The organism is Chryseobacterium pyrolae (genome assembly GCF_025153485.1).
In the GTDB taxonomy this organism is placed as follows: Bacteria; Bacteroidota; Bacteroidia; order Flavobacteriales; family Weeksellaceae; genus Chryseobacterium; species Chryseobacterium antibioticum.
In genome coordinates this window covers 1-12,588 of the sequence record NZ_JANZQH010000013.1, presented here as the reverse complement: position 1 = coordinate 12,588, position 12,588 = coordinate 1, and the positions used below count along the sequence as shown (strand labels likewise).

The 12,588-nt window shown below is 30.8% G+C and carries 14 protein-coding genes; 13 read left to right on the top strand and 1 reads right to left on the bottom strand.

All coding sequences use genetic code 11. From position 1 onward, the window contains the following. The 6 genes from arsB (at position 1) to NZD88_RS19860 (ending at position 4,922) form a co-directional block, all read left to right on the top strand. The gene (gene arsB / locus NZD88_RS19885; RefSeq protein ID WP_259831450.1) at positions 1 to 1,032 is read left to right on the top strand and encodes an ACR3 family arsenite efflux transporter; all 1,032 of its coding nucleotides are present in this window, start codon (positions 1 to 3) and stop codon (positions 1,030 to 1,032) included. 333 nt (positions 1,033 to 1,365) lie between these two features. After that, on the top strand, positions 1,366 to 1,650 hold the full coding sequence (locus NZD88_RS19880; RefSeq protein ID WP_259831449.1) for a bacteriocin-like protein: 285 nt from the start codon (positions 1,366 to 1,368) through the stop codon (positions 1,648 to 1,650). A gap of 337 nt (positions 1,651 to 1,987) precedes the next feature. After that, the gene (locus tag NZD88_RS19875) at positions 1,988 to 2,968 is read left to right on the top strand and encodes a terpene synthase family protein (protein WP_259831448.1); all 981 of its coding nucleotides are present in this window, start codon (positions 1,988 to 1,990) and stop codon (positions 2,966 to 2,968) included. A 169-nt stretch (positions 2,969 to 3,137) separates the two neighbouring features. Then, a complete protein-coding gene (locus NZD88_RS19870) occupies positions 3,138 to 3,305 on the top strand; it encodes a phage Gp37/Gp68 family protein (RefSeq protein ID WP_259831447.1) in 168 nt (55 codons plus the stop codon). Positions 3,306 to 3,547: 242 nt separating this feature from the next. Next, on the top strand, positions 3,548 to 4,144 hold the full coding sequence (locus NZD88_RS19865; RefSeq protein WP_259831446.1) for a Crp/Fnr family transcriptional regulator: 597 nt from the start codon (positions 3,548 to 3,550) through the stop codon (positions 4,142 to 4,144). Positions 4,145 to 4,220: 76 nt separating this feature from the next. Then, positions 4,221 to 4,922, top strand: coding sequence for a DAPG hydrolase family protein (locus tag NZD88_RS19860; RefSeq protein WP_259831445.1), 702 nt, complete (start codon positions 4,221 to 4,223; stop codon positions 4,920 to 4,922). Positions 4,923 to 5,038: 116 nt separating this feature from the next. On the opposite strand, the gene NZD88_RS19855 is transcribed toward NZD88_RS19860, so the two are convergent. After that, the gene (locus NZD88_RS19855) at positions 5,039 to 5,827 is read right to left on the bottom strand and encodes a T9SS type A sorting domain-containing protein (RefSeq protein ID WP_259831443.1); all 789 of its coding nucleotides are present in this window, start codon (positions 5,825 to 5,827) and stop codon (positions 5,039 to 5,041) included. Positions 5,828 to 6,708: 881 nt separating this feature from the next. Between NZD88_RS19855 and NZD88_RS19850 the strand changes: the two genes are divergently transcribed. From NZD88_RS19850 to NZD88_RS19820, 7 genes are all read left to right on the top strand, one after another. Continuing rightward, a complete protein-coding gene (locus NZD88_RS19850; protein ID WP_259831442.1) occupies positions 6,709 to 7,269 on the top strand; it encodes a recombinase family protein in 561 nt (186 codons plus the stop codon). Positions 7,270 to 7,329: 60 nt separating this feature from the next. Then, positions 7,330 to 9,348 carry an AAA family ATPase gene (locus tag NZD88_RS19845; RefSeq protein WP_259831441.1) on the top strand — a complete coding sequence of 673 codons (2,019 nt, stop codon included), beginning with the start codon at positions 7,330 to 7,332 and terminating at the stop codon, positions 9,346 to 9,348. Next, entirely contained in the window at positions 9,348 to 9,848 is a 501-nt protein-coding gene (locus NZD88_RS19840; RefSeq protein WP_259831440.1) for a hypothetical protein, read from the top strand. Before NZD88_RS19845 ends, NZD88_RS19840 begins: the two co-directional genes overlap by 1 nt. A gap of 9 nt (positions 9,849 to 9,857) precedes the next feature. Then, positions 9,858 to 10,109: a hypothetical protein gene (locus NZD88_RS19835; protein WP_259831439.1), complete on the top strand. Its 252-nt coding sequence runs from the start codon at positions 9,858 to 9,860 to the stop codon at positions 10,107 to 10,109. 224 nt (positions 10,110 to 10,333) lie between these two features. Continuing rightward, a complete protein-coding gene (locus NZD88_RS19830) occupies positions 10,334 to 10,663 on the top strand; it encodes a hypothetical protein (RefSeq protein WP_259831438.1) in 330 nt (109 codons plus the stop codon). A 272-nt stretch (positions 10,664 to 10,935) separates the two neighbouring features. Further along, complete coding sequence (locus NZD88_RS19825; protein ID WP_259831437.1) at positions 10,936 to 11,592, top strand: hypothetical protein; 657 nt, start codon at positions 10,936 to 10,938, stop codon at positions 11,590 to 11,592. A 147-nt stretch (positions 11,593 to 11,739) separates the two neighbouring features. Continuing rightward, positions 11,740 to 12,564 carry a hypothetical protein gene (locus NZD88_RS19820; RefSeq protein WP_259831435.1) on the top strand — a complete coding sequence of 275 codons (825 nt, stop codon included), beginning with the start codon at positions 11,740 to 11,742 and terminating at the stop codon, positions 12,562 to 12,564. Positions 12,565 to 12,588: the final 24 nt, after the last annotated feature.

The following is a 12,588-nucleotide window of genomic DNA, read 5'->3' as shown; positions in this document are numbered from 1 at the left end:
ATGCAACCCAAATTAAAATTTCTTGACCGATTTCTTACGCTGTGGATATTTCTTGCCATGTTTTCAGGAATTGCCCTAGGGTATTTCTTTCCGAATCTTTCCCATACAACCAATTCCTTATCTATAGGAACAACCAACATTCCTCTAGCCATTGGATTAATCATTATGATGTATCCACCATTGGCAAAGGTTGATTATTCACTGTTACCAAAAGCACTGGGAGATCAAAAAGTCATAGGAGTATCTTTGTTACTGAACTGGGTGATAGGTCCGGTCTTAATGTTTCTGCTGGCTATTCTTTTCCTTAGAAACGAGCCTGATTATATGATAGGCCTGATTCTTATCGGTTTAGCCAGATGCATTGCGATGGTTCTTGTCTGGAACGATCTGGCAAAAGGCAATCGTGAGTATGGAGCATTACTGGTTGCTTTGAACAGTATATTTCAGGTCTTCAGTTACAGCTTTATGGTTTGGCTTTTTATCAATATTTTACCTGAAAAACTAGGCCTGGCTAATTTTAATGTAAGCATATCCATGAGGGATGTTACGGAAAGCGTTCTGATTTATCTTGGAATTCCTTTTTTAGCCGGATTCCTAAGCCGTTACTTTCTAACCAGGGTGAAAGGTGTGGAGTGGTACAACAGGAAGTTTATTCCTGTCATATCTCCGCTGACTTTATATGCCTTATTATTCACGATTGTTTTAATGTTCAGCCTCAAAGGGGATACAATCCTTGAGCTCCCTTTAGATGTTTTAAAAGTAGCCTTACCACTCACTGTCTATTTTATCCTGATGTTTTTTGTAAGCTTCTTTATCAATAAATCATTTGATGTGCCTTATGATAAAAATGTCTCTATCTCTTTTACAGCCACAGGAAATAATTTTGAACTGGCTATTGCTGTAGCCATAGCGGTATTTGGAATTCATTCTCCACAGGCATTTGTAGGAGTAATAGGGCCTTTGGTAGAAGTTCCTGTTTTAATAGTACTTGTACGGATCAGTTTATGGCTAAAGAAAAGATATTATAGCTAGGCACTTGCAAAAACAGGTTTATCAAAGTGTATTTTTTTCTATACACAGCTTGAGTTTTTAAAGGGATTATTTTAGGTAAGCGGCAAATTTGGAAATATTCACATAAAGCAAGAACAAATAGGAGATTAAATCCGATTTAACAAAACACTATGTAAACTATTCATTTCCAAAAAAATAAGAAAGATAAGTCAAATAATGATATATTTATTAAATAACATTTATGTTAATGAAATATTAAGTTATAAACACATTTAATTATTTTTTCCAAAAAAATATCGCGGTATTGTAATTATTCTTATCTTAGTGATGTAATAATCATACAAATTTTATATCATGAAAAATTTTAAAAAATTAAACAGAAACGAATTGAAAACGATCTCAGGTAATGGTCTATTTGACAACATCGGAGGTGTTATCGGAGGTCTTGGTGGAGTAGTAGGTGGAGTAGTTGGCGGTGTAGGTACTATCGTTGGCGGTGTTGTAGGTGGTGTAGGTTCTACAGTAGGAACTGCTGTAAACGGTGTAGGAACTCTTGTAGGGACTACATTATGCCAGGTACAATGTGTTATCAATGGTGTAGTGCACGTTACTGTACTTTCATGTGGATCTACTTGCTAAGAACCAGCAAGCATTGAAAAAACATACCGCTCTTTTTAGAGCGGTTTTTTTATGCTCTGGAAGTTTTTCCATTAACATCCTGTTTATTTTTAATTTATCACTAAAACAACAATAACGATATATTATTAATCATATTATAAATTTAAATAAAATCAACCAATATATAATCAAATAAAAACCTATATTAGTATTCAAAACCAATATAAAATAATAAAATGATGAGTAATAAAACTTATCATTTCCAGGTGTCTTAGAACTGAAGCAAAGGCTGAAACAAGGACAAACTTAATAAAGAGGGTAGCAGTACATCAATTCAATAATATTAATATCAAAAAATATGCAACGAAAATTAAATATGTCACGTCTTAAATACCCGTGGCCTCATATTGCTCCAGCTCATCCTTACTATTTTACTGAAGAAGAAAAGCAATGGTTGGCTGAAGATTACAGACCCTTTATGAGCGAAGCCTCAGAAAAAATAAAAGGACACAATTTGGCCAATGGGGCATCCTGGATGTCACCTACAACGACCAATATTGACCATCTACGGCCAATTGCCCGCTTCTTTATATGGCTCACTTTATATGATGATTACTATGAACGGTGGCCGGTTGATAAAGTTGCCATAGAACGGGATCGTATAATAGCAGTGATGCTGGGGGATACTCCAAAGCCAGCCGACATCGGTCTGTACCAGCAAATTGCAAAGTGCAGGGATGAATTCCTTACTTATATGCCTTCTGAATGGATGGAACGGCTGGCTAAAAACTTATACCGCTATACAACTTATGGCATAATGGAAGAAGCTCCTTATCGTCTCGAAGGGCGCTATCCAAGTTTATTGCGGCTGCAATTTCTTAGAGAATACACTATTGCAATGTATGTATATGGAGATATGATTGAGGCCGGGACCAACTTTATGCTACCGAAAATTATTATTGAACATCCTGTCATCATGCGCCTGAGAACACTATTATGCAGAATCATGTCTATTCAGAATGATTGGTATACATTGGAAAAAGAGATGGCTGACGGCCAGTTTGAAGTGTGTAACCACATTCTGGTATTGATGCATCAGAATAAAATTTCCCTGCAAGAAGCTATGCAGGAAACTGAGCGTCTTCACGATTCCTATGTAGAAGAAATGGATGCCATACAAAAAGACCTGCCTGATTTTGGTATTTATCAAAAAGAAACAGAGAACTATGTATACCACATATTACTGAACATAACCGGACTGGATGACTGGTATAATGGGGATACCGTTCGATACATACCTTCTGAATTCCCAAAACATATTTATCCAGGTAAAAGATAGCAATCTTGATTTAAGTCTGCCGGATAAATAATACACATATTTGATTTTTTTTCGGGAACAGGATATGATTGCGAAAATGTTCCAGGAAGTCCAATTCGATTACTAGATAAAATAAATGAACATTTAGGAATTATATTGTCGAAAAAGACAAAAGTTGTTTTACACCTGAATGAATTTGAAAGGAATAGATTGGATAATAGTTAGCGGAGAAAGTGGACGAAAACCTCGTACAATAAAGGAAGAGTGGGTAACCGACATGAAAAATCAGTGTTTAGAAGCTGAAATTTCTTTTTTCTTTAAGCAATGGGGAAGAACAAACAAAAAGAAAACAGGATGACTTCTGGAAGGAAAAACTTGGGACGAAATGCCTGAAATTGAACTTCATAAAAATATATAAACAAAAACCAAAAGCACAAGGTAACCATATGCAAGCAGGAAGTTAGTGCTTCTTGAGACAGGAAACTACCAATTTTAATGTTCAGTCTTACGCAGCAATGAACTATATTAGTATTCATAAATGGCATACACATTTATCTCTTTCTTATGTTAAATTAGTAATGTATATATAAATCCTGTTCAGTGAAAAATAAAAGTTTAGAAGATCATCTAAAGAGAATATTCAATCTCAGAGAGCTTATTCAAGATGAAGAGTGGAAGAACTTGTTAAGAAACTCCAGTTTAAAATCTTTTAAAAAGAATGACATCATTTTAAAGAGAAATTTCAGATATAATGATGTATTATTTGTTGCAGAAGGTATATTGGCTTCAGAATTTACAGTAAACGAAAAAACCATCATCGGCAGATTTTTCCAAACTGGAAATCTATGCACCAATTTTGACAATTTACTTCATCAAGCAGTATCCAAGTATCAGATTATAAGTATTACTTCCAGTACCGTAATTTCTATACCAGCATCTGATTTTATGGAGTATTATCATAATGGTATTAGTCTGGGTAAATTATTCAGAAAGACAATTCTTGAGATCATTGCCGAAGATATCTTGATTACCAATGTTAAGCTATTATATGAGAAGAATGAAATGATAGAATTTATGAGAACATATTATCCTGACATTACCCAAAATGTTCCCTATAAATATATTGCTCAGTTTTTAGGGATCGCCCCTGAATCTTACAGCAGAATACTGAAACAAAGCCATCGCAAAAATTCTTAGAAAAGCTTAACAAGGGTTAAGTTTTTCAATAGCCATTTGCAACTACCTTTGATTTGTAATAATTAATCAAGTTAATATGAGACTGAGTAAAGAAGAACAGCATATCTTATTTTCGGATATCAATACCCTATTGTTCCCAAAACCGTTAAGGCTTGAAGCTGGTATAAAAAGATTGGAAAACGGAATGCTTCAGGTTTCCATGAGAACGGATCTCAATAACTGTAAAAGTAAAATGCTGGACTGGTGGTTTAGCTTTTTTGAAACTACAGAACATTTAAAATGGTGGCATCCACATGACCATATCATGCATAGTGGATGGGATAGCAAGTGGATGAAAAATGAAAGCTATATCGGGGCGACTATACATGCCACTGAGGCATTGGGTGAAATCCCGCCTGTACCCGCTACAATTAAATTTCATCCTCCAGAGGAAATCTTTGATCCAGTCGTCCTGCAGGAAGCTTATGCTCAGGGTAGTGTAGGAGCAGTTATTTACGCTAAGATTGGTTTTGGAAAGGACACCCCACTAGATAGCAATGGGGATCCTGAAGATGGATTTATGTTTCATGTAGCCCGGGACACGCCTTTTGGCTGTACATTGAGAAGCCATTTTTATCTCGGTGCATCGGTTGCGGATACTGAAACACCCCTGCATGAAGATATTGGTTTTGGTTTAATGGAGCATTGTTATACTGAATTTACTTATTTGTCACATTTTCTATCCTCTTTGTATTATGCAGAAAACAAAAATGGGGACAAGGCTCCCTTACCGTGGTAATATCATATTTGTAAGAAAGGAGGTATTTTCAAATAATAATGACGAGTTTCAAGCAGGGCATAAAATAAATCCGGCAGGCTTTTAGCCTGCCGGATTTGATCTTGTAGGTATCTTTTTTACTTGATCATAATTTTGCGTGAATATAATTTTCCGTCTTTTGTCTTAAGTGTTAAGATATAGAATCCTTCAGGTTGTCTGGACTCAAACGTTTTTGATTGCAGTTTAGAACGATAAACTTCTTTTCCTGATGAATTAACTAATGTAACTTCAGATCCTTCGAAAGCAATTTTTCCATCAAGAGTAATCTGTCCGTCTTTACTGTTAGCCATTAAACTAATGTATGGATCTTTGTATTGGTATGAGTAGTAAATACGGAAACCGCCATTAAGGTTAAGAAGCCCTGAGTTAAGGCTTATTTTAACACGGTCAAAAGGCTTATTCATCGTAAGTTCAAGAGCTCCTCTGCTTGCATCTGCACCTCCAAGCTTAAGCACATCATCGAAGATGTTCATGTAATCATTATTGGAAACATCTCCAAGAAATGTCTCTACAGATATTCCACCTATTAATTGAGCAGTCAGAATAGATTGATCTGTACCAACACCAATGACAAGCTTATTGGTGTCTGCAAGGATATTGCTCGTAGGGAAGATCAGGGTTTGTTCAGTTCGTCCTAATAATCCAAGGGGAACAAGTAGAGTAGAATAGTCATTTTCATTACTTCCCACTGCATTTTCTGGATTTTGTACAAAACATGCTACACAAATTCCGTAAGCCCGGTTCGTTTGGCTACTTGCGTATACTTTGTTAAGTTGTGCGAAAGACATGGCGTTCATAAGGAACAGTAGATATACCAAGACTACTTTTTTCGTCATACTTTGGCCTGATAATAAATTTGTTTTCATGGGTAAAAAATTAATTTTTTAGTTTTTATAAAGTTATACATAAAATGATTATGGTATTAATTTTATTTCATTTATATGTGATTTAGCATCAATTTATTTTTATTAAATATCATTAAATTAGTGTTATGTGTAAAATTTTTATTTAAATGACGTTAAAATAGGGTTATTAATTTTATAATTATTTATGTGTTAAAATAAATTAATCTTAATGGAGAGGTAAATTGGAATGTATCTAATTCTTTAAGAAGAAAAACTCTTTACTGAAATAGTAAAGAGTTTTTTAATGTTCTTTATAATGGATAGAATGCTAACCTTTTTTTGACATTAATGATTTTGCCATAATATTGAGTATACTAATAATGGAATTCTATCAAACTACAAAAGCCATAGCAATTGCTATGGCTTATTATATTTTATCTCTATGTATTTATAGAAAAAATAAATGTCTATCGATAGACCATTTTAAAAAGTTTTAATAAGAATGCAATCATGATCAATTTAACTAATACACTGTGTAATTTGTTCATATTAATATAATGATTAAAAGAAAAACTACAAATAGCAATCATTTCTAAACATTTTCCTATTTAACAAATTTCATTTCTGTTCATTTTTGATGTTCATATTTGTAAAAAAAAATTCTGTGAAAATAATCACCTAAAATATGCTGCCAAGTTTAAATAAATAAAAAAATCTAAAACAATATAACTATTTTTTGTTTCTATTGCTTTCCTATAAATAAAAAGTATTGGAATTCGGTCGGTTTTCTGTACAATTCTTGATTTTAAGAATTAATACTTTTTCATTACATACAGTGTTTATTTTCGTTGTTCACAAATTCAAATTACACTATATTTGTTATAAATGAGTAAACTGTAATTATGTTAATTGGATATGCAAGAGTGAGCAAGTTTGAACAAAATTTAGATTTACAAACTGATGCTTTAAAAAATATTGGAATTGAAAAAATTTATGTCGACAAAGTTAGTGGTGTTAAATCTGAGAAACCACAACTCAACGAACTAATAAATTTTATACGAAAAGGAGATACTTTGACAGTTTGGAGACTAGATAGAATAGGACGAACGACTGTTGGGTTAATTCAATTTGTAACAGAACTAAATGAAAAAGGAATACACTTTAGATCTATTTCAGAAAATATAGATACAAATTCTGCAAGTGGTAAACTAATCTTTCAAATATTTTGTGTTTTAGCTGAACACGAAAGAAATGTTCTTATAGAAAGGACAAATGCAGGATTAAAGGCGGCCAGAGCAAGAGGCAAAAATGGTGGGAGACCAAAAGGAATGACTGAAAAATATAAAGAAATTGCCCCTTTAGTCAAAACTTCCTATGAAAGCAAGAATGTTTCTATTGAGAATATTATGAAAGCTTTTAATATCGGAAGTAAGGCGACATTTTATAAAATAATTAAAAGTTAGACAAATAAAGAATAATACAAAATATAGCCTTCAAGTCTATAAAAATAAATAATTAAAACCATGAAATTAAAAAAAGCAAGAATACAAAATTATAGGAGTATTATTGATTCTGGAGAATTTGAAATTGAAGACCTAAAAACAATTATGGTAGGTCCTAACGAAGCTGGGAAAACTGTAGTTTTAAAAGCTCTTCAGCAATTAAACAAACCTGATGATATACCAGGTTTTGATTCGTTAAGAGATTATCCAAGATCTAAATATAATGATATAACCACAAAGAAAATTTTACCTGAAGATGTTACTGTTGTTACAGGGTGGTTTGAATTAGACGAGATTGATAAAAAAGATATTCCTCTTGAATTCAAAAATTGCATATATAAAAAATATAAAAATTTAGATAATAAAACTTATCATACTCTAGAAAATGCTCCAAAATCTATTTATTATAAAGATCTTAAAAATGATTTACTAAGAATGGTATCTCATATGGATAAACAATATTCAAGCGAAAATCTAGAAGATGAAACAAATAAGCCAAGTATTTTATTAAATGTTTTATGTAGTGGATGGTCTGAGTATTCAATTATTAGTGATGAAAAATCTAAAAAATTGAAAACTTTTTTAGAAGAAAATTATGCTTTTGTTGAAGAAGAAAATACAAAAGAAGAAGAGCGATATACCAAATTAATTAGTTTGATTAATTTAAATGCTGAACGTGATAGAGTTCTAAAGATATTATCTAGTAAAACTCCTGTTTTCATTTTGTTTAATAATTATTTTAAAGTTAAACCATCTGTACACTTAGAACACTTAGCTAAACGAACTGAACAAAATCTTTTGGATGATGATTATTATGATTATGGGAATCTTTGTTTATTAAAACTATTAGGATTTACAGCTAGAGAATTGTCAGATTTAGGAAATACTCAAAGTCCAAGTATAAATGATGCAGAAGCATTAAAAATTTATAAAGATAAGCTTGATAGTCGAAGTTATCAGTTAAATTCAGCAAGTGTTAGGTTAACTGAGGAAATTCGTACAGTTTGGATGCCCAATCCTAACAGACCCGAAGCAGATAAATTAAAAGTAACTGCAGATGGACAATATTTGAAAGTTGTTGTTGAGGATGATATTGGAGTAGACATTGAATTAGATCAAAGATCTGAAGGTTTTCAATGGCTTGTATCATTCTTTGTTGTATTCTTCGCTGAAGCAATGGATAAGCACAAAAATGCAATTTTATTGTTGGATGAACCAGGTATGAGCTTACATGGATTAAAACAAAGAGATTTTCGAGATACTATTTCTAGACTTGCTGAAAAAAATCAAACTATTTATACTACCCATTCTCCATTTCTAGTAGGACCAAATGAGTTAGATCTTGTCAAAGTAGTAGAAATGAAAGATAGAAAAGAAGGAACGAAAATACACACAACTCTATCTTCAAGTGATCCAGCAGGACTTTTACCTTTACAAGAGGCACTAGGTTACGATTTAGCTCAAAGTTTGTTTTCTCAACAAAGGAATCTAATTTTAGAAGGAATAACTGATTATTGGTACTTAGATGCAACAGCAAATCTTTTACGAGAAGATAAAATTGAAATTTTAAATGATAAAATTTCGTTAGTATTTGCAAATTCGGCTGGAAAGGTAGTGTATTATGCAACAATTTTGTTTGCACATAATTTAAAAGTTGCAGCATTATTAGATTCTGATGTTGCAGGGGACCAAGCAGCAGAACAAGAAAATTTAGTTCATACTTTAGGAAATAAAAATATTTTAAGAACAAAAGATTTTGTTTCCAACATTGAAAAAGCCGAAATCGAAGATTTATTACGTGAAACACTAATAGAAATTGTAAAAGATGAATATGGTGTTGATGTCTATACCATAGCAAAATCGCAACCTAACCGTCCTATAATTGATATTTTCAATAAAGAAGTACCTGTTTTTTCGAAGTATAAGCTCGCTAAAACATATATTAAATGGACTCGTTCTAAAAAATCAAGTGACCTTAAGGCAGATGAATTAGTGAATTGGAAAAAAATTATTAATACAATTAACAAGACACTTAAATAATGGAAAATTATTTTAACCCAGTATTTATCACTGCAATTACATCATTAGTAATTTCTTTAATTGCACTTTACCAATTCTTCAAAAGCCAAGTATTTCAACAAAAGCAATTAGAAAAAAATTTAAATAGAAATTTAGGTATAAAGCTTTATGAACTGAGATTAGAAGATTATCCAAAAGCATTTGAAATCACTGATAGAATTTTTAAAACTAAAGGTGGAAATTATGATGTGGTTGAAATAAAACATGTTTTGAATGATTTAATTGAGTGGAAAAAAGGTAGGATAAGCTTGATATTGTCAAATGAAGGTTTACAAGCTTACTATTCTTTTCGTGATGCTCTAATGAAAAATCCTGCAAATGTTATGCAATATTCTAATGAACAAGTAGAAAAAATTACAAATTTGAATAATAATTTTAGAAAACAGTTAAGACGTGATTTAGGTTTTTTATTTAATGAAGAAAGAGAAAGAAGAAAAAAAAGTGAATTCCAAAAACAATAAAATGATTATATGAGTAAAAAAATAGAACAAACTAATCCTATTAGAGTATATGCAGAAACGAGAGAAAAAGAATATGCTCTAGTGCAGATTGTTGATTACTACAATGAAACTTTTAGATATGAAATTCTAACTAGTGTAACTGCTACTGTTTTTCCCAATATAGTTGTTGCTCAAACGGCGGTAAATGAATTTAAGAAATTTCATCCCAGTATTGATGTTGACAATTTTAAATATGTTGAAGTTTTAAACTACAAAAAATAAATCTCAAAAAACGATTTGATGAAAAATAAAAAGCTACTCTATATAACATCTTTTCTATTCTTAATAGTGTTTCTTTTGTGTTTTATTTTAATACAGATAGAAGTGAGAAATACATATATTGATATTATTTACTCTGCGGTTATCTTATCAACTATGGTTACTTGTGTAGCTTTATATTTTAATCTAATACTAAAGCTAAAAGATAAATCTAAAAAAATGATCAAATGCAAGAAAAGCAAATACTTATAGATTATTTATCTCAAAATGGATATTCAAATGAAAGTGCAACACTTTATGTAAATAGTTTATTAAAGGATCCGGAAGAACCTACAGGGCTTAAAATTTCAGCAATTCTAAATATTATAAAGTTTACTCTAAAGCTAAATACACCAGAACTCAAAACTTTAGAGTTAACAGAGCCAGTAAAAATTCTCCGAATAAATCCTTTATCGAATCTACTTGATGATTTTATTGATGGAAAATTAAATGAAGATGAAGTTAATCAGCTCATAACGCAATTTGATAATATCAAAAAACAGTATGATACCAAATAATCTCAAATAACGATTAAATAGTACCTCTATTTTTATTTAATTGCTTAGTATTAGCTGTATTCAATAGATTTATAAAAAAGAAACATTTAGTCTCCAAACATTCTGCAAAATGATAGTTTTTTCATAGAGACCGTTTCAAATTCAAAATACAGTGTGTAGGACTCTATTAAGTGATAATGATTGGATTTCTGCAAATATTTAAGATATTATCGTTGGATTGCAAAAAATTGTTTTCTAGCCTATAATTTTGTTTTTTTGTTAAAAATAATATAATGAAATCTTTTATACTACTATTATGTATTATTCCCATTTTAGATTTTGCACAGGATAAGGATAAAATTACGAATTTCATGAATGAAGTTTATGGTAATGATTATTATTTTATAGAAAACAATGTAAAACCAATTGTAATGGATGAATTAAATGAAGATTGGGAAGAAGTATTATCCATAGAAGAAAGAAATTCCTACAAAGTTGCTTTAAAATCTCAAATTATAAATTTTAACTGGCGAGATTTTCAGTTGAAAAAAGCAATTTTGTGTATAGATGGGAAACCAATTGTTTCAGAAAAAAATATACCCTTGGAATCTGTTGCCTTTGTTCCTGAAAAAAGTGAAAAACAAAATTTTAATCACAAAGGATTATTAACAATTTATTATAGAGGAAAAGAACTCACCGAAAAGAAGAAAAATAAATTATATACTAAGTTTTTAAGAAATTTAAATAAAAGAAAAAATAATATAGAATATAGAGTACGTATTTCTCAACCAATTTTTTTTGGAAACAATTATGTTTTAACAACAAAATATTCAGAAAGTTTAGTAGGTAGCACAACAAATATTTGTGTTTTCAAATTTGAATCAAATATTTGGAAAGAAAAAGACTGCCTAAATATACAGCGTCATACTCAACAAGCATTCGCAAAATAAACAAATAAAATTTGCATTTTAGTCGTTAAGCTAAAAAAAATTTGTTAAAGAAATAGTCGAATGACATTGAGTATAGAGCTTAAGATAATCTCACAAAACGATCATTGGAAAAAAACAAGTTGAAAATCACTAAAAACTTAAGTATAAATGAAAATCACTGAATTAAGAGATTACCAAACTGATTTTGAAAAAAATAAAGCAAACTATAATTCAGAATTTAAAGAAATAAATAGGTTAAGAAAAAAATTTACAATTGACTATCCAATCGATGAAATTATAAATTTGACAAAAGATGAATATGTAATAGGAAAAGGTGATTCAACATTCTGCAATAGAATAGAAAATGACCTTAACGATTGGGGAAATATTCACGGAAGCCCAGCAATAAAATTTGGTCTATATTTCGGAAAATATGGTAAAGATAAAACTCGGAAATATAGAATTGGACGAAAGGAATATGGGAGAGACGAAAATATAGCACTAAAAAAAATACTTTCTGCAATAATTGAACTTTTACAGAATAAAGATGATTTTGAGATTTTAAAGAAAAATCCGATTTCTCCCATGTACAAAGGAAAGATATTGTCAGTCTACTATCCTGATGATTTTTTAAATATTTTTTCTGCAAAGCACTTAAATTATTTCATTAATATCCTTGGTTTAGATAACGATTCGAAGTCTGAATTAGATAAACAGGCATTGTTACTTAGCTATAAGAATAATGATGAAGTGATGAAAGAGTGGAGGGTTTATGAGTTTAGTAAATTCCTTTATAAATCGTTTGGAAATCCAAACGATGAAGTAAAAGAAGATGAGATTTCGAAAGAACTGAGAGATTTCAGATTAAAGGATTTTCCGCCAATTGAAAGTTTAAAATTTGACTATGTTGATTTACAAACAAATGAGCTTCCACAACCTAGGCTTCAAACCAAAAATGGGACAAAATGTTTGTTTCAGATTATAATTGATTGATTTTAAATGAATTAATTTTAGCCA

What these genes read in the sequence shown, in the direction of transcription:
- NZD88_RS19840 (WP_259831440.1), top strand. Translation starts at nt 9,348, where the DNA reads ATGGAAAATTATTTTAACCCAGTATTTATCACTGCAATTACATCATTA.
- NZD88_RS19875 (WP_259831448.1), top strand. Translation starts at nt 1,988, where the DNA reads ATGCAACGAAAATTAAATATGTCACGTCTTAAATACCCGTGGCCTCAT.
- NZD88_RS19825 (WP_259831437.1), top strand. Translation starts at nt 10,936, where the DNA reads ATGAAATCTTTTATACTACTATTATGTATTATTCCCATTTTAGATTTT.
- NZD88_RS19845 (WP_259831441.1), top strand. Translation starts at nt 7,330, where the DNA reads ATGAAATTAAAAAAAGCAAGAATACAAAATTATAGGAGTATTATTGAT.
- NZD88_RS19835 (WP_259831439.1), top strand. Translation starts at nt 9,858, where the DNA reads ATGAGTAAAAAAATAGAACAAACTAATCCTATTAGAGTATATGCAGAA.
- NZD88_RS19880 (WP_259831449.1), top strand. Translation starts at nt 1,366, where the DNA reads ATGAAAAATTTTAAAAAATTAAACAGAAACGAATTGAAAACGATCTCA.
- NZD88_RS19870 (WP_259831447.1), top strand. Translation starts at nt 3,138, where the DNA reads ATGAATTTGAAAGGAATAGATTGGATAATAGTTAGCGGAGAAAGTGGA.
- arsB (WP_259831450.1), top strand. Translation starts at nt 1, where the DNA reads ATGCAACCCAAATTAAAATTTCTTGACCGATTTCTTACGCTGTGGATA.
- NZD88_RS19830 (WP_259831438.1), top strand. Translation starts at nt 10,334, where the DNA reads ATGCAAGAAAAGCAAATACTTATAGATTATTTATCTCAAAATGGATAT.
- NZD88_RS19860 (WP_259831445.1), top strand. Translation starts at nt 4,221, where the DNA reads ATGAGACTGAGTAAAGAAGAACAGCATATCTTATTTTCGGATATCAAT.
- NZD88_RS19820 (WP_259831435.1), top strand. Translation starts at nt 11,740, where the DNA reads ATGAAAATCACTGAATTAAGAGATTACCAAACTGATTTTGAAAAAAAT.
- NZD88_RS19850 (WP_259831442.1), top strand. Translation starts at nt 6,709, where the DNA reads ATGTTAATTGGATATGCAAGAGTGAGCAAGTTTGAACAAAATTTAGAT.
- NZD88_RS19855 (WP_259831443.1), bottom strand. Translation starts at nt 5,827, where the DNA reads ATGAAAACAAATTTATTATCAGGCCAAAGTATGACGAAAAAAGTAGTC.